Source organism: Paenibacillus sp. Root52, from assembly GCF_001426865.1.
Classification (GTDB): Bacteria; Bacillota; Bacilli; order Paenibacillales; family Paenibacillaceae; genus Paenibacillus.
Map to the genome: position 1 here is coordinate 91,552 of NZ_LMFO01000004.1, position 20,303 is coordinate 111,854.

Annotated in this window: 23 protein-coding genes; 3 read left to right on the forward strand and 20 right to left on the reverse strand. The window is 42.5% G+C overall.

The genetic code is table 11. The features are described from left to right. Positions 1-140: 140 nt before the first annotated feature. The 5 genes from ASD24_RS07195 to ASD24_RS07215 form a co-directional block, all read right to left on the reverse strand. The gene (locus tag ASD24_RS07195; protein ID WP_056693692.1) at positions 141-1,052 is read right to left on the reverse strand and encodes a YitT family protein; all 912 of its coding nucleotides are present in this window, start codon (positions 1,050-1,052) and stop codon (positions 141-143) included. Positions 1,053-1,174: 122 nt separating this feature from the next. Then, positions 1,175-2,288, reverse strand: a protein-coding gene (gene prfB / locus ASD24_RS07200; protein ID WP_156395365.1) for a peptide chain release factor 2 whose coding sequence is annotated in 2 segments (ribosomal slippage) — positions 1,175-2,215 and positions 2,217-2,288 — 1,113 coding nt in all. Because the reading frame shifts where the segments join, the coding sequence is not laid out codon by codon here. 362 nt (positions 2,289-2,650) lie between these two features. After that, positions 2,651-5,155, reverse strand: coding sequence for a preprotein translocase subunit SecA (gene secA / locus ASD24_RS07205; RefSeq protein WP_056693697.1), 2,505 nt, complete (start codon positions 5,153-5,155; stop codon positions 2,651-2,653). An 839-nt stretch (positions 5,156-5,994) separates the two neighbouring features. Then, the gene (gene hpf, locus ASD24_RS07210; protein WP_056693699.1) at positions 5,995-6,558 is read right to left on the reverse strand and encodes a ribosome hibernation-promoting factor, HPF/YfiA family; all 564 of its coding nucleotides are present in this window, start codon (positions 6,556-6,558) and stop codon (positions 5,995-5,997) included. 514 nt (positions 6,559-7,072) lie between these two features. Then, positions 7,073-7,270 carry a cold shock domain-containing protein gene (locus ASD24_RS07215; RefSeq protein ID WP_024631599.1) on the reverse strand — a complete coding sequence of 66 codons (198 nt, stop codon included), beginning with the start codon at positions 7,268-7,270 and terminating at the stop codon, positions 7,073-7,075. A gap of 319 nt (positions 7,271-7,589) precedes the next feature. Between ASD24_RS07215 and ASD24_RS07220 the strand changes: the two genes are divergently transcribed. From ASD24_RS07220 to ASD24_RS07230, 3 genes are all read left to right on the forward strand, one after another. Then, positions 7,590-7,868, forward strand: a complete 279-nt coding sequence (locus ASD24_RS07220) for a hypothetical protein (protein WP_235540443.1) — start codon at positions 7,590-7,592, stop codon at positions 7,866-7,868. A 114-nt stretch (positions 7,869-7,982) separates the two neighbouring features. After that, positions 7,983-8,432, forward strand: a complete 450-nt coding sequence (locus ASD24_RS07225; protein WP_162248931.1) for a hypothetical protein — start codon at positions 7,983-7,985, stop codon at positions 8,430-8,432. After that, positions 8,432-8,746, forward strand: coding sequence for a hypothetical protein (locus tag ASD24_RS07230; RefSeq protein WP_056693706.1), 315 nt, complete (start codon positions 8,432-8,434; stop codon positions 8,744-8,746). Before ASD24_RS07225 ends, ASD24_RS07230 begins: the two co-directional genes overlap by 1 nt. A 194-nt stretch (positions 8,747-8,940) precedes the next feature. Here the strand turns inward: ASD24_RS07230 and ASD24_RS07235 are convergent, their stop codons facing one another. The 15 genes from ASD24_RS07235 to ASD24_RS07310 all read right to left on the reverse strand — a co-directional run bounded on the left by ASD24_RS07235 (position 8,941) and on the right by ASD24_RS07310 (position 20,149). Further along, positions 8,941-9,351, reverse strand: a complete 411-nt coding sequence (locus ASD24_RS07235; RefSeq protein ID WP_056693709.1) for a transposase — start codon at positions 9,349-9,351, stop codon at positions 8,941-8,943. 550 nt (positions 9,352-9,901) lie between these two features. Continuing rightward, the gene (locus tag ASD24_RS07245; RefSeq protein WP_056693714.1) at positions 9,902-10,243 is read right to left on the reverse strand and encodes a hypothetical protein; all 342 of its coding nucleotides are present in this window, start codon (positions 10,241-10,243) and stop codon (positions 9,902-9,904) included. Continuing rightward, positions 10,230-10,619, reverse strand: a complete 390-nt coding sequence (gene fliS / locus ASD24_RS07250) for a flagellar export chaperone FliS (RefSeq protein ID WP_056693717.1) — start codon at positions 10,617-10,619, stop codon at positions 10,230-10,232. Before fliS ends, ASD24_RS07245 begins: the two co-directional genes overlap by 14 nt. A 21-nt stretch (positions 10,620-10,640) precedes the next feature. Next, positions 10,641-12,116, reverse strand: coding sequence for a flagellar filament capping protein FliD (fliD, locus tag ASD24_RS07255; RefSeq protein ID WP_056693720.1), 1,476 nt, complete (start codon positions 12,114-12,116; stop codon positions 10,641-10,643). A 21-nt stretch (positions 12,117-12,137) separates the two neighbouring features. Then, positions 12,138-12,518 (reverse strand): flagellar protein FlaG, encoded by a 381-nt coding sequence (locus ASD24_RS07260; RefSeq protein ID WP_056693723.1) that lies wholly within the window; start codon positions 12,516-12,518, stop codon positions 12,138-12,140. Positions 12,519-12,654: 136 nt separating this feature from the next. Continuing rightward, a complete protein-coding gene (locus tag ASD24_RS07265) occupies positions 12,655-13,842 on the reverse strand; it encodes a flagellin N-terminal helical domain-containing protein (RefSeq protein ID WP_056693727.1) in 1,188 nt (395 codons plus the stop codon). A 151-nt stretch (positions 13,843-13,993) separates the two neighbouring features. After that, positions 13,994-14,227, reverse strand: a complete 234-nt coding sequence (gene csrA, locus ASD24_RS07270) for a carbon storage regulator CsrA (RefSeq protein WP_056693732.1) — start codon at positions 14,225-14,227, stop codon at positions 13,994-13,996. Between the two features lies 1 nt (position 14,228). Further along, a complete protein-coding gene (gene fliW, locus ASD24_RS07275; protein ID WP_056693735.1) occupies positions 14,229-14,690 on the reverse strand; it encodes a flagellar assembly protein FliW in 462 nt (153 codons plus the stop codon). 76 nt (positions 14,691-14,766) lie between these two features. Continuing rightward, entirely contained in the window at positions 14,767-15,336 is a 570-nt protein-coding gene (locus tag ASD24_RS07280; protein WP_056693738.1) for a DUF6470 family protein, read from the reverse strand. Between the two features lie 10 nt (positions 15,337-15,346). Further along, the gene (flgL, locus tag ASD24_RS07285) at positions 15,347-16,273 is read right to left on the reverse strand and encodes a flagellar hook-associated protein FlgL (RefSeq protein WP_082560322.1); all 927 of its coding nucleotides are present in this window, start codon (positions 16,271-16,273) and stop codon (positions 15,347-15,349) included. Between the two features lie 25 nt (positions 16,274-16,298). Beyond that, a complete protein-coding gene (flgK, locus tag ASD24_RS07290) occupies positions 16,299-17,834 on the reverse strand; it encodes a flagellar hook-associated protein FlgK (protein ID WP_056693741.1) in 1,536 nt (511 codons plus the stop codon). Positions 17,835-17,860: 26 nt separating this feature from the next. Continuing rightward, entirely contained in the window at positions 17,861-18,361 is a 501-nt protein-coding gene (locus ASD24_RS07295; protein ID WP_056693744.1) for a flagellar protein FlgN, read from the reverse strand. A 9-nt stretch (positions 18,362-18,370) separates the two neighbouring features. Next, positions 18,371-18,655: a flagellar biosynthesis anti-sigma factor FlgM gene (gene flgM, locus ASD24_RS07300; RefSeq protein WP_056693747.1), complete on the reverse strand. Its 285-nt coding sequence runs from the start codon at positions 18,653-18,655 to the stop codon at positions 18,371-18,373. Between the two features lie 173 nt (positions 18,656-18,828). Then, positions 18,829-19,236 carry a TIGR03826 family flagellar region protein gene (locus ASD24_RS07305; RefSeq protein ID WP_056693751.1) on the reverse strand — a complete coding sequence of 136 codons (408 nt, stop codon included), beginning with the start codon at positions 19,234-19,236 and terminating at the stop codon, positions 18,829-18,831. Between the two features lie 262 nt (positions 19,237-19,498). Further along, on the reverse strand, positions 19,499-20,149 hold the full coding sequence (locus ASD24_RS07310) for a ComF family protein (protein WP_156395367.1): 651 nt from the start codon (positions 20,147-20,149) through the stop codon (positions 19,499-19,501). Positions 20,150-20,303: the final 154 nt, after the last annotated feature.

Sequence of the window (20,303 nt, forward strand, 5' to 3'; positions counted from 1 at the left end):
GTACGAACTGCCCGAGATTGAAGAAAGGGACATTCCGCCCAGCTATACTGGTGCAGGATGTCCCTGTTTGTGTGCAATATTAGATGTATTTCATTTCATGATTCATTTAAGATCGATTGCTGCACCGTTCATCAGTTGGCTCATGTCTCTTCTCTCTTAAAACCTTCACCGAGAACTTCATGTGCATTGCTAATAATGACAAAAGCCGATGGATCCACAGACCGAATCAATGTTTTCAGTCTTGGCACTTCATTTTGCCCAACCACAACCATCAATACTGTTCGCTGATCGTCGGTATACCCGCCTTTAGCCTCCAGCTTCGTCAATCCACGATCTAGATCTTCAAGAATGACTTTGGTAATCGGTTCAATCTGGTTAGAGATAATGTAAGCTACCTTGGAGTAGCCGAGTCCCATTTCAACAGCATCAATGACTTTCCCCGTGACGTACAAGCCAATCAGTGCATATAAGGATTGTTCTAATGACAGTACAAAGGCAGCCATAATAATGACCGTAGCATCCATAATCACAACACAGATCGAATAACTCAGTCCACTATATTTTTGCACGATCCTTGCCAGTATACTCATACCACCCGTTGACCCTCTACCCCGATAAACGATCCCAATACCGAGTCCAACCCCTATTCCGCCGTACAACGATCCTAACAATGGATTCGCCGTCGGAATCGACCAGTCTTTCGTCAGATAAACAAATAGCGGTAGAACGATACTACCCAGCACAGACCGGATACCATACTGCTTACCAATTAGAAGGAAGCCTGCGATTAGGAGCGGAATATTAATAGCCCACTGGGTATATGCCGGCTCAAGTCCGAGCCACTCATCACCCAAGATCGACAGACCGGATACCCCGCCGGATGCGATCTGGTTCGGTAATAAAAATAAATTAAATGCTACCGCAATAAGAAACGAACCCAAAATAATAGATGCTGTATCCACAACGTTCCGCCATGGCCCATTCAGAGGAATCAAGGTTGTTAGTCTCTTCTTGCGGTTAGGGTGTTGATGTGATGGTTGTTGCTGTTGCATGGTGATCGTGTTCTCCTTTTGTCTCATCAATTAATGTAAAATGACTTGTGCACGTTCAAAAAAAAGCCCCTGTATAACACCAGCATACGCCTACACGTATCCAGTCCATACAGGAACTTTGTTTAATCGGTTTCCACTTTAATCTGGCTGCGCAAATAACCATCGATGAATGCATCGAGGTCGCCGTCCATTACTGCTCCTGTGTTCCCTGTTTCTACGCTCGTACGGTGATCCTTTACCATACTATAGGGATGGAACACATAGGAGCGAATCTGGCTGCCCCAAGCAATATCCGACTGATCTCCTCGGATTTCATCCAGCTGTTGTTTTTGCTCTTCAATTTTACGCTCATACAATTTCGAACGAAGCATCGTCATCGCACGCTCACGGTTCTTGATCTGTGAACGTTCATTCTGACACGTTACAACCACACCTGTTGGAAGGTGAGTAATCCGCACGGCAGAGTCGGTGGTATTGATGTGCTGCCCACCCGCACCACTCGCACGATACGTATCAATCTTGAGGTCTTCTGTTCGAATATCCAATTCAATCGTATCATCAATCTCAGGAACCACATCACAGGATACGAATGACGTATGTCTACGTCCCGATGAGTCAAATGGTGAAATTCGCACCAGTCGGTGCACACCCTTCTCGGCTTTTAGATAACCGTAAGCGTTGTGTCCTTTAATGGATAGTGTCACACTCTTAATCCCGGCTTCTTCACCTGGTAGGTAATCGAGAACCTCAACCTTGAAGCCACGCTTCTCAGCCCAACGGGTGTACATACGAAGCAACATCTGTCCCCAGTCCTGCGACTCTGTTCCACCTGCGCCAGGATGAAGCTCTAGAATGGCATTCATCTTGTCATATGGCTGGTTCAGTAATAGTTGAAGCTCGAACTCATCAAGCTTGCTTACGATGGCTGTCACGCTATTGCCAACCTCTGCGGCAAGATCCTCATCGCCTTCTTCATCAGCGAGTTCCACCATCATCAGAGCATCATCGTAATCCTGTTGGAGTTTGGTGTATTGATCAACAGAACCCTTCACCGCATTCATCTCAGCAATGACCGCTTGTGCCTTCTCGTTGTCGTCCCAAAAATCAGGGGCGGACATCTTCACCTCAAAGTTCTCAATCATCTCTTGCTTCAGATCTAAGTCAAAGAGACCCCCTAAGGTTTGTTAGTTTCTTGCCTATTTCACGCAAATCTTGCTTCACGCTCGGATCGATCATATCGGATTCCTCTTTTCATTAAGATAAGCTCCTCGCTATCAGAGCATTACCGTTGAACTGGGTCGCTGTGCTCCCCATTCAAAAGTATACCTGACTGCAAGGAGCCATAGGACATTCGTTGATTTAGGTTCAAACTAAACTATTTACATTAGTGACTTCGATGACAGAACAACCTTCCGATCGCTGTTATCCCCAGATTTCTTTGATCCCTTTTCTAAAAGGGGAAATCCGGTGATAGCTTATGCTTCCGATGTAGCTTTCTTGCAGAAAGCTTTCAGCCGAACGCTCCGCTTCTTCAGGTTTTCTCTGTCCTCTTCGTTTCTCATGTAAAAAAATTATTTAAACCTATATATTTTTACATACTATTCTTGACCGTGGCAATGTTTGAACTTTTTGCCGCTGCCGCAAGGACACGGATCGTTACGTCCGATCTGGTCGGACACTTTCACCGGGCGCTTCTCAGCAGGTTCGCCGCTGGTCGAGATCTGACTTTCCTCAACAACAGCTTGACGTTCTTGGTTGCTCTCGATTTGTGCTTTCATCACATATGTCGCTACTTCTTCTTGAATCGAAGCGATCATCTGATGGAACATCTCGAAGCCTTCAAATTGATATTCGCGCAGTGGGTCTGTACCACCGTATGCACGAAGGTGAATACCTTGACGCAATTGATCCATTGCATCAATGTGATCCATCCACTTGCTGTCTACTGCACGAAGCACAACCACTTTCTCGAACTCACGAACCATCTCTTCACCGATACGCTCTTCGCGAGCATTATACTTGTTCTGTACTTTCTCGAACAGGGACTCGATGATCTCTTCGGCTTCCTTGCCCCACAGGTCATCCTTGGTAACAGAGCCATCGTCAAGCAATTTGCTGTTCATAAAATCGGCAACTTCTTGCAGTTCCCAGTTTTCCGGAATATCGTCACTACAGTGAGCTTCTACAATACGTTCAATGGATGGTTTGATCATATCCATAACGATTTGTTTAATATTCTCGGACTCCAGCACCTCACGACGCTGTTTATATATAATTTCACGCTGTTGGTTCATGACATCATCATATTGGAGAACGACTTTACGTACGTCAAAGTTATTACCTTCAACGCGCTTCTGTGCCGATTCAACTGCACGTGTAATCATCCGGCTCTCGATCGGTTGATCTTCTTCAAAGCCTAGGCGCTCCATCATATTCAATACATTGTCTGCACCGAAACGTCTCATCAGTTCATCACCCAGTGACAGATAGAACTGGGTTGAACCCGGGTCACCTTGACGTCCTGCACGTCCACGGAGTTGGTTATCAATCCGGCGTGATTCATGACGCTCTGTACCAATGATATGAAGACCGCCAACCTCTGCCACACCTTCACCCAAGATAATATCCGTACCACGACCAGCCATATTGGTTGCAATCGTTACTGCACCGGCTTGTCCAGCTCCTGAGATAATTTCAGCTTCTTCCGCATGGTACTTGGCATTCAGTACTTGGTGACGTACACCACGGCGTTTCAGCATATCCGAGAGACGCTCTGAGTTCTCGATGGACACAGTACCTACCAGCACTGGCTGGTTTTTGCTGTGACGTTCTACGATCTCTTCTACAACCGCTTTGAACTTACCATCAATGCTCTTATAAACAACATCCGCCATATCATCACGTTTGTTAGGACGGTTCGTTGGAATTTGCAATACTTCGAGGCCGTAGATTTTCTTAAACTCTTCTTCCTCGGTTTTCGCTGTACCCGTCATTCCAGCAAGCTTACGATACATACGGAAATAGTTCTGGAATGTAATCGTCGCAAGCGTCATGCTCTCGTTCTGTACTTCGATGCCTTCCTTAGCTTCGATCGCTTGGTGCAATCCATCGCTGTAACGACGTCCAGACATCAAACGGCCTGTGAATTCATCGACGATCATGACTTCTTCGTCACTCACGACATAATCCACGTCACGACGCATGATTACGTTCGCTTTCAGACCTTGTACGATATGATGGTTGAGCGTTACATTGGCGTGGTCATACAAGTTCTCAATGCCAAAAGCTTTCTCTGCTTTTGCCACACCACCCTCAGTCAAGGCTACGGATTTCACTTTAATGTCTACCGTAAAGTCTTCTTCAGGAACGAGACGTTTCACAAAACGATCTGCTGCGTAATACAAGTCTGTAGACTTCTGTGCTTGTCCGGAGATAATGAGTGGCGTACGCGCCTCATCGACCAGAATGGAGTCCACTTCATCGATAATACAGAAGAACAATGGACGCTGTACCATTTGTTCTTTGTAGAGCACCATGTTGTCACGCAGATAGTCAAAACCGAATTCGTTATTCGTTCCGTACGTAATATCACATGCATACGCATGCTGCTTCAAAGCATGATCCATACCGCTCAGGTTAACCCCTACAGTCATGCCCATATATTCGTAGATCTGTCCCATTTCCTGGCTATCCCGCTGTGCCAAGTAGTCATTGACTGTAACCACGTGAACACCTTTGGACATGAGCGCATTCAGGTATACAGGCAGCGTTCCTACCAACGTCTTACCTTCACCCGTCTTCATCTCGGAAATCCGGCCTTCATGCAGAGCAATACCGCCCAGCATCTGTACGTCATAGTGACGTTTGCCGAGAACCCGGCGGGATGCTTCACGTACGGTTGCAAATGCTTCGGGAAGAAGCTGATCCGTAGTTTCGCCCTTTTCGATCCGGGCACGGAATTCCTCCGTTTTGGATTTCAGTTGTTCATCAGACAATGCCTGAAATTGTGGTTCCAGTTTATTGATCACATCGACCGTCTTCATCAGACGTTTAACATCACGTTCGTTCATGTCGCCAAAGATCTTTTTGACAAGTCCTAGCATGGTATACCCCTTTCGTGCAAAACAGAATAGACCCCCTGCTGCCGCCGTGCGACACCATCGGATGGATATTGCATCCACTTGCCCGGGGGTGACAAACGATATAATTTGAGTTCAAATTATAAGAGTGAAAATATTAGTTGAATCAACTCCAGGCTTGCCAAGCGTTCTCATGAAGTGATTCGGTGTTCAACCAGGAACCAGATTGTAAGATAAGCTGGAATCCGAGCCTTGCGAATCATGTTCATGGTGCTGGGCCTGTCATTGATTATGATTAGCGATCATTCGTTGACAATTCTTCATCAGGACAATGATTCTCTTTGTATAAATTGTAACAGTTTGTAAGGGACGCCGCAACACGCCACAGCACACTTCTTTGAAGTTCTAACCACATAACCATGGACAAAAAGTGCCAAAAATCATAGCCGTTAGCGGAAGCGGACTCTTCACCTATTTTATTTTTTGCGAATAACCGCCATAATCCCATTTTTTACTGGAAATCTTAGATATCAATTCCACATTTAAGCGTCACCGATTAACATCACACTTATAGGATGCATTAAATCACGTATAATCTATTAAACGCAACAACATGACAAATAGTTTCACGAACCTTTTTGAACACGCACTGTAAGTGGTGCGCTTACGCGATCTCTATGATCTCTTTAGACACGAAAGAGCCCCATCCCGTAAGGATGGAGGCTCTTGTTCAGTCCAGCACCGGAACCACGTTGTTCCTGTCTGTCCCTCGTTATATTCATTTATTGGAAATTACTTCATTCACATGTTATTCGAATCATTTAGTATTCACTCATTCGTAAAACTTAATATGGAAGGTAAGATTAGCCTTGCTCAATCAAACCGTATTTTCCATCGTTCCGTTTATATACAACGCTGACTTCTTCATTATCGATGTTAGAGAAAACGAAGAAATTGTGGCCAACCATGTTCATTTGGAGGATTGCCTCTTCCACGTCCATCGGTTTTAACATAAACCGTTTGGTTCTTACCACTTCATAATCATCATCGTCGGGTTCTGCATCCAGTTCAGCGGTAGCCACTGTACCTGATGGGTCTTCAACAAAGAGAGTTTTCAGGCTGCCTTCTTGACGATACTTACGATTGACTTTTGTTTTATGTTTGCGGATCTGACGTTCCAGCTTGTCCACCACTGCGTCAATGGAAGCATACATATCATCGCTCTCATCTTCTGCACGGAGTACAATGCCTTTGAGTGGGATCGTCACCTCTACCGTATGCAGGCCTCTAGTCGTGCTTAGTGTAACAGCACCGTCAGAGTTAAGGGGTGCATCGAAATACTTCTCGAGTCTACTCAACTTTTTGTCGACATAATCTTTCAAAGCATCGGTAACCTCGATTTGTTGACCTCGAATACTTAAATTCATAGGGCACTCCTCCTTTTACTTTGCCACTTCATTATAACACGAATGTAAGCGCCATGTAAAAACTCCCGGTGACCGAATAATGACATCTACTCCAGCCACATCTACCATCATGGGTTTAACGCCATATTTCGCGATATTTCATCATTTTTAGCCATAATCGCTTATTTACATGGAAAGTCTTATTAGGCGCTTGATGATGTAATTAACCGTTTCTGAGCTTCTTTAATCTTATATGTAAAATCTACTTCATCAGCTTCTTGAATCCATTAAAGGAATGAACCATTGAAAAGATAAGCTAACAGATATGCTTACTACTAGGACGAGAGAAAACCTCTTAATAGAGCTATCATCGATTCTATGAATCCGTATTCAGTAGCATTTATGAATCTAGCATGCAATCATTCGCAAAACTAGTAAAACAAAAAAAAGACTCTGGACATGCCAGAGCCTTATGCTAGCGATAATTCAATTGGTAACCATCTAACCGTATATGTAGGTCGGATTAACCGGATGATTATAATTTGATTACGTTAGCTGCTTGCGGTCCACGTGCGCCTTCGACGATGTCGAATTCAACAGATTGACCTTCTTCCAAAGTTTTGAAGCCTTCGGATTGGATTGCGGAGAAATGTACGAATACGTCGCCGCCGTCTTCAGTTTCAATGAAACCGTAACCTTTTTCTGCGTTGAACCATTTTACTTTACCTTGCATGCACTAACATTCCCTTCGTCATCAAATGAAGTGAAGCTTTCGGCCTTAACCTCTGCCCACAACTCAGATGATACCATCCAAAGTTATCCATTGTCAATTGGTAAAGAAAATGTTTTCTTGGAATTTTTTTGTAGATTAATCAGAGATTGTGATGAATGCTGTAATATTGTACCGAACTCAACTTTCAATAATAACTCTACCCTCTGAAAGAGATACAAAATTATAGTTTTTCCATGACTATAAAATTTGAAAATTTAAATCTTTAGTCTTAAGAAAAATAGTTCATATGTATGCATACGGAAATTTAACTCTTGAGCAAATGTATCAATTACAGTACATAACCAATGCTCCTAATTTAATGGATCGATTAGGCTATGATCCGAATTCAACTAAGGATAGTTCCACCCAAGGTGCTTCAGACCAACTCAATTCAAGGGTAGAGGAATGGACAGCATTTGGAGAAAATATTATAAACCATCCTTTCGAAACAGCCGCAAATATGTTACATAGCAATACTATCGGAACAGCAGTTGATATTGGCAACGTTATAAAGTTTTGGTGGAACTTCACCTTTAATTTCGGAGATGCGCGAGAATAAGCCGAACAATCATTTACTCAGCAGAAAGAGAAGTTAGACGAGCAGGGCTGGAAGTATTATTCGGGCGGATAAACTACTCAGGCAGCCATGTTTCTTGTCGGAAGAAAGCTAGGCATGCCAAAGCAAAACAAACATGATGATTTAGCGGGTGGATCAGACAAAACTAAAGAACCAGATAACAAAATCGATTCGAAAACAACTGAGAACATAAGTAATATAACTAGTCAAATAGAGGAACACGGACCTGCGTGGAAATCAGAAGAACTTCTTGAAAGACACTTAACTAAAAGAATTAAAAAGGAACACATACCCGAAGATTGGACTACTGAAGACTATAACTCCAAAATTACTGAAATTATTAACAATAAAGAGAATGATCTGTATGAGTACTCACAGCCCGATTTCCCACAAAAGTATTATAGCTTTGGTGATAAAACATGGATTGTTATGGTAGGTGAAGATGGTAAAATGGAAACCGCCTTTCCTCCGGATCGGGGTTATACTAAATATCTTGAGGAAGAAATCAATGCCAAATATATAGGTAAAATTAAGGATGTGGAATAATGGATTACCAAAAAATGATTCAACTCTATGGAATTGATATGGAAGACGAGCTTGAAGTGAGCCCTTTTGAATACCTGGATACTTTCGGCATGCGTAGTGATCTTCATAGAAATAGAGATAAACTGGAGCAAACTGATCTTCAATTACTTCATAAATATGATCAAATGTTACTTAATCGTAGTGAAGAACTTTATAACTATATGAAACCAGTATACTCTTTCAACGATACAAGTAAACCCATTGAGGAGTGGTGGTGGCATTTGGATCGAGTGGTAACTGGGGAATTGCTTGTCGATGTGAGCATCGAAATATAACTATAATACTTCTTAACTCTATTGGATGGGTAGTCTAAAGTAGGATCGTTTTTATAGATCAGCTAAACTCTATAAGTTATAATGAAATCTCGTATAAAAGGGGAAATACAAACTCTAGCTCCTCTGTGCGATAAGAGACGGTATTACGCATTTTGTTCGCTACCATGTAGACCATCGCATTGACATTGTCCATATCACGGTAGCCACGAGCTCGTCGTTTGGAGGCTTGTACAAGGTACATTAATCCCTTCGAGTAGCCCATTGGTCAACCCATCTTCATGCCGCTTTACGGTCTTCGCCAGTTCCATTATAGGCTGGAGTTCTGAGCGAGTAGCCCAATCCATCAATTCTAGTAGATAGATATCTGCAAACACGTGCGGGAAAGTCCACACCTCTTGCATCGCCAGTTTAAGACAGTTGGCTTCTTTGGTCATAAGATGACTGCCTTTCAAGGTTAAAATTCTTTTTTTCTGCTTTGCAGTTGCTTTATTTTCATTTCTTAGCATAGACTGCGGCGCTTCCTTTTGCTCCGCTTTGCGTACATTATCAACCGCTTCATTCACCATTTTCATCATATGAAATTCATCAAATGTAATCACTTCCACAGGGAATTAATCTTCGATCTCGCGAATAAAAGCAACGACATATCGCAGCAGATTCCTGAATTCCCGTCACTTCAATCCCTTTTTGGAGTAAATGTTATTTGAATTGAGCTAGCGTATCCTCCCTTTTCCCTCGGTGGCAAACGGGACCCTCTTGGTATCGACATCGACAAACAACGTGATGTACCGGTGTCCGCAGTGTGATGAGGTTTCATCCACAGCAATCCGTGTGGCCTGTGATAAATCCAACTCAACCATTGCCTGGTTCACATAATGATGAAAGGATCCGCCACCTGCAAACGGATCCATGTCATGAACTAAGGATGCTTTATTCAGTCTTTGCAGCTCATTCGAGGGACTCGAGCATGGACGTTGGTTTTCCAGTTCCAGAAATCCAGGCGTCTCCACACTTCTTTTCTGTGTCGTATACCTTGCTTCGTGTTCCAAAATGCGGAAAATGAAATTCCGTCCCACGTGCAAAGTCGATAAATAAGATCCAGAGCCTCATCCTGTAAATCATACTCGACATGAGTTAATTCCCAAGGGGAAGAAGCTATTTTTTTTGATCCATCAGTACACTATCCGGGGTGTATGACAAGTCATATGCATGACGTTGAGCCTTTGCCTGTTCCCTTTGCATTAACCATTCTTCCGACTGATTTTTGAGCAGAGACATTTGATTAAGAATTAATGAATCATATTGCAGTATATGGTTTATTCGTTTCTTCTGAGAATCGGACAACGAATTATTATTCAATAAATCTCCTATGCCGTCGACCAGTCCCTGTCGCCCATTGGCAAATCCCTCAAGTTCTTGATACGATATTTGAGGAATTTGTCTAACTACATTTAACGTCATTAATTCTAACTCAGCAATTTGTTCATCCAGTAACATGGTCTGAACTCCCTGTAGTTGATTTTGCTGCTTGGGACCATGCCTCGCGCAATTCAACTAAATACCCTAGAGCCTCTTCGGCTTGGTGTGCTGTTTTTTTGATGTTAGCTTCAATCAACAAGTGATTCACATATTCATATAAAGATGACAAGTTCTGAGATACTTCGTATGAATAGTCTAGGGATGCGCGTAACTCACTCACAATATCCTGGGCTTTTTTAAAAAATTCATTTGACTTCTGCACATCTTGTTCTTTAATACCTTCTATTCCACCTTTTACAAAACGAATTGAACCATCGTAGAGCATGATCAACAGTTGGGATGGTGCAGTCTGCACGGCGGATTGTCTATACTTTTCGTAAGGGGATGCTATCATTTGAATTCACTCCTGTTAATCTTATTGTCCTGCAAAGCTAGCCAGACTTGACGATTGAGAGTTCATTTTGTTAATGGCCTTCTCCATGGCTGTAAACTGGCTATAGTAGCGAGTTTCCAAGTCTGTGAGTTTCTTAGTCATAGCAGACATTCGACTTTTCAAATCACTAAGTTCTTTGCCCATATTGCTGTCTTCATTAAAAGATACACCGACATCTGTCGAATACTTCGAAGTCCCTGCACGACTAGCCATTTGTCCAAGTGTAATATTCACTTTGTCATACATTTCATTGAACAGACCTTTTGCAGTAGAAGTGCCCTCTGCACTTCCTGTAAATAACTCCATGATCTCATCTGGATTTTCTTCTATTGCTTTGGTTAATTTGGCTTCATCCGAGATACTTAGGGCACCACCTTCAAACCACTGCCCTGTAGTGATTCCAATAGAGCTCAAAGTTATACCTGAAGTACTTTTAGCAAAAACAACAGAATTCCTTAAGTTGGATAAGGTTTGATTAAGAATTTCATCTCCTTTTAATAGTCCACTCTTTGCCTTTGCTTCCCATCTAGTAACATCATCTTCTTTCATATCTTTCTTTTGCTCATCAGTAAGCGGGGTGAAATCTCTGTAGCGCTCTTCGGATAGTTTAGTGTTTAAAGTTTTTAATACGCTGTTATAATCACTAATAAATGACTTAATCGTCTCAACCATTTTAGAAGAGTCCACTTTAGTGTTCACAATCGCTGGTTTATTGGCCTCTGTTTTAGCATGAATCGTAATGTCTACACCATTCATTCGCAGCGTATTAGAATTCAAATCCATCTGTTTACCGTTAATTGTTACATCAGCTTTATCCCCACCTATTGCAACGCTTGTACTCATTTTGAACGCATCTGTTAATGAGCCTGAAAATGAGAAATCAGAATTTCCATATTCTTTAGATTTAAGTGTGATTTTCCCACTGGCTTCATCAAATGAAGCAGTTGCATTAATACTGGTATCTGCATTTATTTTTTTGATCACCGAATCAATGGAGTCCGTGTTGGAGAAAGTAATTTCTTTAGGGCTAGCAGTCGTAGAACTCTTTACACTCAGTGTAAAATTACCACCTGCTCCTAGATCACTTAACTTAGAATTTTTGGTTATTCCTGCACCCAGTGTTTCACTGCTCTCAAGCGACCTCTGGGTCGCTACACTATCTACTGTTATAGTCATGGGAACCTGGCTGGCTGTTGGAGATGCTTTCACAGATACAGCTGCTGTATCTCCAGTTACTTCTGATTTGTATGCATTCACTTCCGTTGAAATACGGTATTTACTTAACTTATTGTTACGAAAATCTACCAATTGGCTGTTAATTGTGCGATAGCTGTCGCGTCTCCATTCCAATGTCTGTTTTTGTTGTGACAGCTTATCAAGGGGAGCCCTCGCAGCTGTCATCATTTGTTTGACCAGAGTGTCGGTGTCCATACCTGATGTTAATCCAGAAACTCTCATAATATTACTCTCCTCTATGATTTAAATTTTTTCATCTATGATAATCCCGGCAAACTCCATCATCTTAGCTACCAGATCCAATGTTTTCTCTGGTGGAATTTCACGAATTATCTCACCGGTTTCCTTATTCAGTACCTTAACCATAATCGAGTGCGTTTCTTTATGTACTGCAACTTCAAAGGCTGTTTCAGGGCCTTCCAAAGCTTTTAATGCACGGTCAATAGCCTTTATTAATTGTGCTTCGCCTACAGGGATTTTATGGCCCTGTTTCTCCAGTTGATCCATCTGCTGCTGATTGATTTTCTGAGATGTGGGTAACGCATTACTTGATGAAGATGATGTATATGTGGAACTACTTCTCTGACTCACAGTACCACCTGTGAAAGACACATCAGCATTCATATTCTTCAGACCTCCCACTCATTTATTCCAATATTATATATATCGGCTTTTAGTAGCTATGGCTTTACCCCTTTTAATAAAAAAGAACTGTTGGCCCATATGGCCCAACAGTTCTTTGATAAAATAATAATGGATCTTAACGAAGCAATTGCAGAACGCCTTGTGGTTGTTGGTTCGCTTGAGCCAACATTGCTTGAGCAGCTTGTGTAAGGATGTTGTTCTTCGTGAACGACATCATTTCTTTTGCCATATCCACGTCACGGATACGGGATTCAGCAGCTGTCAAGTTCTCGGAAGTTGCACCCAAGTTGTTGATTGTGTGCTCCAAACGGTTTTGGTTCGCACCCAGTTTAGAACGTTCTTCGGATACTTTGTTCAAAGCATTGTTAATTGTTGTGATTGCTTGGTCAGCATTTGCTTGAGTAGAAATACGAATACCTTTAGTATCATCTTTCACAGTCAAGTCAGCTTCAGTTACAGTAATATCAGCAGCTGGTACAGCGATAGCTGTAGCCGCGCCATCGGATTTCACTTCAATATCAACGCCTGCTTTAGAAGCTGCTTCCTGTAAAGCTGCCGCAATGTCATCACGAGTAGCTGTAATAGCACCCGCTGCAGCTCCATCTCCAGCTGCTTGTTTCAAAGTTAAGGTAAACTCACCTGTGGCTTTGTCATAAGTGGCTGTTGTTTTTTCTATCGCTGCATCATTAATTCCTGTAGCTGCAGCTGTTGTTTTAATTGTCAGTTCTTTATCAGTGTAACTAGAGATTTCAACACCCAAATCAGTACTAACCGTCTCTTCAGCTTTAACTCCAGCGATATTCAGATCTTCATTACCCATGCTATTAATAGTCAATTTAATGTTTTGACCAGAATTAGCACCAATATGGAAAGTTTTGTCAGAAAATGTGCCATCCAAAACTTTTTGGTTATTGAACTCAGTATCTGTAGAGATACGTTTGATTTCTTTAGACAGCTCATCAACTTCAGATTGAAGTTTTTGACGGTCAACACCTTCGTTAGTATCGGAAGAAGCTTGAACAGCCAATTCACGAACACGTTGCAGGATGCTGTGAGTTTCAGTCAATGCACCTTCAGCTGTTTGAATCAGGGAGATACCATCTTGAGCGTTCTTTTGAGCCATATCCAAACCACGGATTTGACCACGCATTTTTTCGGAGATTGCCAGACCAGCAGCGTCATCACCTGCACGGTTGATACGAAGACCGGAAGACAATTTTTCCAAGTTTTTAGAAGAAGCACCTGTGTTTGCACCCAGTTGACGGTGCGTGTTCAAAGCCGCGATATTGTGGTTGATAATCATTAGAATTTCCTCCTTGAAATTAATAAATGTCCACATCCATGTGGTTAGCTTGATTCGTTAAGGTCGGCCGCCCCTCCGAACTAGCGTCTAATATATATATCGACCGAATATAACTCTGACTTTATAGTAAATATAGATTTTTTAGAAAAATTTATTTTGGCTCTCTGTAATGTCTCATTAATGCTTCAATCTGATCCACTTTTTGAGCTGCCGATTCACGATTCGCTTCTTCAATAGCCAGATACACTTCCTTGCGGAATATCTCGATATCCTTGGGTGCTTTGATTCCAATTCGAATGTTATCTCCCTCAACACTCAAGACGGTTATCTCAATCTCATCCTGAATGACTATGGATTCGCCTTTCTTACGGGACAGAACCAGCATACTATTCACCATCCTTATCAGCCATGTGTGGCTGTTCTTCCGCTTCTCTCCATATCGGATGCTTGGTCTGATATGGAGATTGCTGAAGTATAACTTGCCTGCCTGACCGATTTTCCATATTTAGTACCATAGGCGCTAACAAGTTTAACGTTGACTTGCCCACATCCTTGTTCATCGTTACCACACAACGCACAAGTATATTGGATTGCAGAGACAGTTCTTTCACGATATGATCCGCCAACTCAAATTGATAATTCGGATAAAATACAAACGGATCTGCTATAATCAACGATATATCTTCGTGTTCAATGGACTGTAAATAAGCAAACGGCCCTTCCGGAAAAGGAATAAATGCAAAATCCTTAACTTGATCAAACCCCGGAATGCCTTTGGTAAAATGAAAAACTAGATTCTCCGAAAAATCCTCTGTAACCGATGAAGAAGTCTCTACGACCATCACCATTCCCCACTCTCTTATTAAATAAAAAAAGCTATAGATGGCATTCATTATACCTCTACAGCTTCAATATATTCCAACCCTAACCCATCCACTGCTCAAAACTCGGCGGTGTAATTTCTACCTTAGCATATTGTTGTACTGCGATGTCCAATCTGCCGCGGGTATATTCAACTTCAGGAGGCATCACCTGAACGTCAATTTCCAACGAACCCTCTACATATTGATATTCTGCTTCCTGAAGATCAAAACGAATATCGACATTATCGAAAGAAGCCGGCCCCCGAAATTCTACAAAACCATCCTTATCCCAAGACTTCCCTTTGATGTTAGAGATGGTGTTTTCCAGAATATGAATGGATGCCATTTGATGTCCTTCCTGCATTCGTCTTGCGATTCCCTGTAGAAAGATCGATGACAATTGAGAATAAATCCGCTGATTCATCTCAAGTGTAGCGCCACCATTATAAGCCTTCCAGGCACTTTCTTGATCCACTTCAAGCATCGAAATAGGCTTTTGAATATTCAGCTGCGCAGGGGTGGAACGGATCGTCTGTTCTGCACGCGGCTGTTCAATCGAATAGCTCCCTAGTTCAGCTACAATACTCAAAATAGATGGCTGCTGATGGATTTGTATCTGAGGTATATTCAAGATGCCCCTCCTATCTTAAGAAATCGGCAAGTGAAGGCGTAATGATTTTGGCACCAGCTGACAGAGTCGCATTATAAATGTTCTCTTGGATTGAAGAATTCATAATTAATTCTGCATAGTCAGCATCTTCCGTCTTGGCCTGCAGATCTGTCAGATTGATACCTAAGTCTTGGAGACGACTTTGCATCAGTTCTACCCGGTTGGTTTTGGCACCAACTTCAGCTCGAATCGTTGTGATTTTCTCCAATCGACTGTCGAACTTGTCCAATTGAGCGCCGATTGCTTCAAAGTCCCCATTCGTAAGTGCTTCCGTTAACCGGTCGATTGTTGTGAACAATTGATCATCCTCGGATAAATCACCTGTTGAGCCAAAAATAGCAGATCCCGTAACGTTAATGCCCATTTGTACACTTTCCCCAACCGAATAAATAATGTTGTTATTATCTGTAGGTAGAACATCTGTCGTTATCGAATTACCATTAGCATCCTTAACGAAGTCATAAGGTTTTTGCGTATAGGATTGACCATTGAAGACATACTTGCCATTCAATTTGCTGTTTCCGATATCAATTAATTGTTCTTTTAATTGCATGACTTCTGTTTTTATACTATCCAGTGCGGATTGAGGATTAGTTGAACTCGAAGCCTGTACGTTTAATTCCTTCAATCTGTGTATAATATTTCCTGTCTGATCTAACATCTGATCACTGTGATCGAGCCAAGACAAGGTATCATTCACATTGCGTGTATATTGATCATTAGCAGATAGTTCAGTACGATATCGAAGGGAATACGTAATACCTACAGGATCATCGGAGGGCTTATTCAGTTTGCGTCCTGTAGCCATTTGATTCTGTGTCTCACTCATACGCACCGTATTTCGGTTCAAGTTATGCATGAGTTGGGAACTGATCATATTTGAGGTTACTCTAAGCACGACTCACTACCCCTTTCTTCATATATTAGCGGCCAACTAACCCAGTTGAATTAATTAATTTGTCGAGCATTTCATCAAATGTGGTCATAAAACGAGCAGAAGCATTATAGGCATGCTGGAATTTAATCATATCGGACATTTCTTCATCTAGGGACACACCACTTACCGATTGGCGTCTGCTGTCTACCTGTTGTAATAAAAGTGATGCGTTCTCTGTCTGACGCGATGCCTCTTGACCTTGCACACCTAACTGACCCACAAGCGAACTGTATAAGGAGTCAATTGTTCCTGTTTGAGTTCCACCAAGCGATTGAAACTTAAGGTCTTTCAAGTTTGAGATTATAAGCGCAAGTGAGTTACTACCTACCACGACCTGTTCATTAGGAGCCGCACCCACTGTACGCATTGATGAAGCAATTAATTTCGGATTCTCTTCGATTTGCGCATTTAAACGGATATTCCCTGCTGTGATCGTTCCTCCACCTTGAGCTTCAAAAAACGGCAAACCACCGGTTGTTGTCCCATCCAACGTGTAACCCAATTGGTGCAGACCATTAAGCCCTTTGACTGTGACAACAGTATCTTCGGTAACGTTCCTCCCGGTTACTCCAGATATGGTCACTCCCGGGGGAAGAACGGAACCTTTAGGAAGGGTAACCTGTACATCACCATTAGCAAGTGTGTTAGCCATATTGTTAAGTTGTTGCTGATAATCCGCAACATACACATCGCGTGAATACAACATACCATAGACTTCACCACCAGTAATACCGCCTGCATTGTATGCATTCTCCAAGAATGCACTGTCTACCTGCGTAACTGCTGTTCCAGTAACTAATTGTTGTGCACCCATGGAAATCGTGTACCCTTGGTCAGTTTCTTGAACGGTAATATTCACAATCTGTGACAATTTATCTGTGAACAGATCCCTTTGGTCTCTCAGATCATTCGCGTTATCACCCAAGGACTCCAGCTTTCTAATAGAATCATTTAAATCAGCAATAGATGTGAGATAGTTCTGAACCTCGTTCGCTTTTACTCCAACGTTCGTTGTTAGATCCTGACCGAGGCTATCTAGTTGGCGACTCATATAGTTGAAAGCATCGGTCATGGCTACTGCCGTTTCCTTCACAATTTTACGTGTTGTCTCATTTTCAGGATCTTTACTTAGCTCCGACCATGATTTCCAAAATTGATCCATTACCGTTCGAATCCCAGTGTCCGATGGTTCATTAAATATGCCCTCAAGTTTACTAAGAGAATCCGATTGTATATTCCAATTACCAGAAGAGTTGGCCTCTCCCCTGTATTGAGTATCTAAAAACGATTCCCTTATTCTGGTAATTGAATTGAATTCTACCCCTGTACCCAATTGTCCCGGAGCCATGGAACGATTCATTCCCAGTGCATCTATGGATATAGACGCATTCATATTGACGCGTTGTCTGGAGTACCCCGGCGTGTTGGCATTAGCTATGTTATGTCCAGTTGTACTTAATGCAGTTGTATGAGTAAACAAACTCCTCTTCGCCGTTTCAATGGAGTGAAATGTAGATACCATCGAAATATACTTCCCCCTTATGCGCTCTATGCGCGAGTATCAAACATTCCTAAGCGACTTCCTCCGACTTGTTTTCCAGCAGGAGGTTGATAAGTTACTTCCTGATCAGGAAATCCACTAAACAGATTCATGGAATAATCCAAAAATTGAAGTGATTGCTCAACAAGCGTTTGGTTCATATCATTTAATGTCTTAAGCTCTGATAATGAATTAGCCAACTGCTGTTGCTTCCCAAGTAAGGCTTCCTTGTCCTTCGGGTCAAATACCAACCGTGATAATTCTGTGAGGTTTAAGTTCAGTGCGGATTTAATCCCTTTTTCTTGTAAAAACAAGTGACAGCAATTAACTCGCTCTTCTTCTAGACGAAGTATCTCCTTAAGTTGCTTTGATTCCTGATTGTTAATTTGAATCAACTCATTGACTTGATTATTCATGATTGCAGTTCTTTTGGCTTTTCCCCACTGCAACATAGACTGATGAGCAGCATCAAGTTGATCTAGGACACTTAAAAGTTGAGTTAAAGCCATGGTTGCCCCCTATTGTTCTCCGATAGACTTAAAGTACGGTAGTAACTTGTCAGCAAGTTTGCTGCTGTCTACCTGATACGTTCCCGAACTCACTTGTTCTTTCAACTCTTGTATGCGTTCCAAACGCCCCACATCCTGTGTACGACCTTGTTCCTCAAGCATCTTCATCGCCTCCGGAGAAATGGATACTTCGTCCTTACGGCGGCTCTTCTTGGCATCAGCCTGCTGATTGGATTCAACGTTCCTCTGATATGAATTGATTGCACCAATTCTACTCGGTTCATTGATTTTCATTTAAACTGCACTTCCTTCCACCTATAGGATTTTATTTTATTTTATTTTATTTACTTTATCTTTACAGTTATCAAATAATTAGGATGAATAAAAAAAACCGATAATCTTTAATAAGTTTATCGGTACGTTCCAAAACATTTGTTATAGCAAAACTTGTAATTAAGCCCTGATTCCTATGAATCGCGCAGTTTGTCGACAGCAGTATAGGTTCGTCCGCCTATATTATTGTTCTCCTTCTGACCTACTTCGCGAGCTGCTCCAGCCAAGTCTTTGGTCAATCGGTTACGGCAAGAGTCACACATATGTCCTTCACGAATCAAGGTTCCGCATACTTCACAAGGATACATCATATTCGGGGCGTTTTCGATGGAAATTCGTCCCTCACGGATGAACTTGGTGATCTGTTTAATAGAAATCTCCGTTGCATCAGACAATTCCTGAATATTCGCGCCTTTATTCTCACGTAAGTAGTCTACACAAGTCTGGTATTCTAACTCTATTTCTTTAATACAGTTTGTGCATACTTCCCGGATATTTATTGCATATAATCTACCACAGCGAGGACAGTTACCCAGATTCATCGCTTAAACGCCCCTCTCACACTTTCATTCCGCATTAATAGTATCTATAGATTACCTTATTTTCTCATATCAAGTCCATAGGGTTTCGCGAAATAAAAGAGAGGAATATGGTGCATAACTACGCAATATCAGTTTTCCTCTTCAATCATTTCACTTTAATTGTATTGAACTCTAATTTAGTTTTATTCGCATACATGCATTTTCGATAATATAACCCGACTCCGAGTTCTCGGAACTTACTTCTGGAAGTTCAAAGTATCATTCAGGATCTCGCCAAAGTTAAAGTATAGATATCGATAGGTATTCCGAGTGCATATCCCGTATTCAAAATAACTCGTCCACAAGCATCCAAGGTGCTCCCCGTTGTATATATGTCATCCACAAGTAGCAAGCGTAGCGGCTGCCTTAGATTAGTAGTGAGGGTGGTCATTGATGATGGATGCGTTGAATGTTGTACTTCTTGGTATAAAGAAGAAGCGGGGAGCTGGAGTGAATTCACTTGTGAATGATAATGAGCCTCCCCTTGGAGTGATTGCAATAGCTCTACACCATTCGGCTGGATGGCAAAAGCGTCTTGCATCGTTTGAATACGCTCGCCACGGGTTTTGAAGCTCTGCTTCGTGGTGTTGATCTGGCGCTGCAACAGATCAACGAGGGGCAGGCGGGTCGCTGCAGCAAGTCCAGCAGCGAGTCGCTCTGCCTGATTGAAGCCGCGCTCGGCCAGGCGCTCAGCGCTGACGGGAACGTAAGTTACCGCGTCAGGCCGCCATCGCGGCTTGGAGCTTTGGAGCAGCGACAGCGGATTGCGGGTCGCTGGGTTGGCTCGCACATCTGTTGATGTGTGCGAGTGGTTTTGCTGAGCGCGCACTTCATGGGGCGCGCGTGGTTGGGGTGGATGCTGACCTGCATTCACCTGGGTCTGGGCAAAGGTGGCGGCATGAGCCACAGAGGCAGGGGGTTCTTTTGCCAAAGCAGCAGTCATCTCTTCGCTCATCGCCTGAAACGCCTGCACAAGCAGCGAAGTTAGGAGCGGCGCATAGCGCTGATGTCCTCGGAATTTGTACATG

Excerpts from the sequence above, each read along its gene's own strand:
- fliD (WP_056693720.1), bottom strand. The coding sequence starts at position 12,116 with ATGAGAGTTTCTGGATTAACATCAGGTATGGACACCGACACTCTGGTC.
- ASD24_RS07295 (WP_056693744.1), bottom strand. The coding sequence starts at position 18,361 with ATGGCTTTAACTCAACTTTTAAGTGTCCTAGATCAACTTGATGCTGCT.
- ASD24_RS07245 (WP_056693714.1), bottom strand. The coding sequence starts at position 10,243 with ATGTTACTGGATGAACAAATTGCTGAGTTAGAATTAATGACGTTAAAT.
- ASD24_RS07195 (WP_056693692.1), bottom strand. The coding sequence starts at position 1,052 with ATGCAACAGCAACAACCATCACATCAACACCCTAACCGCAAGAAGAGA.
- fliW (WP_056693735.1), bottom strand. The coding sequence starts at position 14,690 with ATGGTGATGGTCGTAGAGACTTCTTCATCGGTTACAGAGGATTTTTCG.
- hpf (WP_056693699.1), bottom strand. The coding sequence starts at position 6,558 with ATGAATTTAAGTATTCGAGGTCAACAAATCGAGGTTACCGATGCTTTG.
- ASD24_RS07265 (WP_056693727.1), bottom strand. The coding sequence starts at position 13,842 with ATGATTATCAACCACAATATCGCGGCTTTGAACACGCACCGTCAACTG.
- flgK (WP_056693741.1), bottom strand. The coding sequence starts at position 17,834 with ATGGTATCTACATTTCACTCCATTGAAACGGCGAAGAGGAGTTTGTTT.
- ASD24_RS07305 (WP_056693751.1), bottom strand. The coding sequence starts at position 19,236 with ATGAATCTGGGTAACTGTCCTCGCTGTGGTAGATTATATGCAATAAAT.
- flgM (WP_056693747.1), bottom strand. The coding sequence starts at position 18,655 with ATGAAAATCAATGAACCGAGTAGAATTGGTGCAATCAATTCATATCAG.
- secA (WP_056693697.1), bottom strand. The coding sequence starts at position 5,155 with ATGCTAGGACTTGTCAAAAAGATCTTTGGCGACATGAACGAACGTGAT.
- fliS (WP_056693717.1), bottom strand. The coding sequence starts at position 10,619 with ATGATAGCATCCCCTTACGAAAAGTATAGACAATCCGCCGTGCAGACT.
- ASD24_RS07230 (WP_056693706.1), top strand. The coding sequence starts at position 8,432 with ATGGATTACCAAAAAATGATTCAACTCTATGGAATTGATATGGAAGAC.
- ASD24_RS07260 (WP_056693723.1), bottom strand. The coding sequence starts at position 12,518 with ATGAATGCTGATGTGTCTTTCACAGGTGGTACTGTGAGTCAGAGAAGT.
- ASD24_RS07225 (WP_162248931.1), top strand. The coding sequence starts at position 7,983 with ATGCCAAAGCAAAACAAACATGATGATTTAGCGGGTGGATCAGACAAA.
- ASD24_RS07215 (WP_024631599.1), bottom strand. The coding sequence starts at position 7,270 with ATGCAAGGTAAAGTAAAATGGTTCAACGCAGAAAAAGGTTACGGTTTC.
- csrA (WP_056693732.1), bottom strand. The coding sequence starts at position 14,227 with ATGCTGGTTCTGTCCCGTAAGAAAGGCGAATCCATAGTCATTCAGGAT.
- ASD24_RS07220 (WP_235540443.1), top strand. The coding sequence starts at position 7,590 with ATGTATCAATTACAGTACATAACCAATGCTCCTAATTTAATGGATCGA.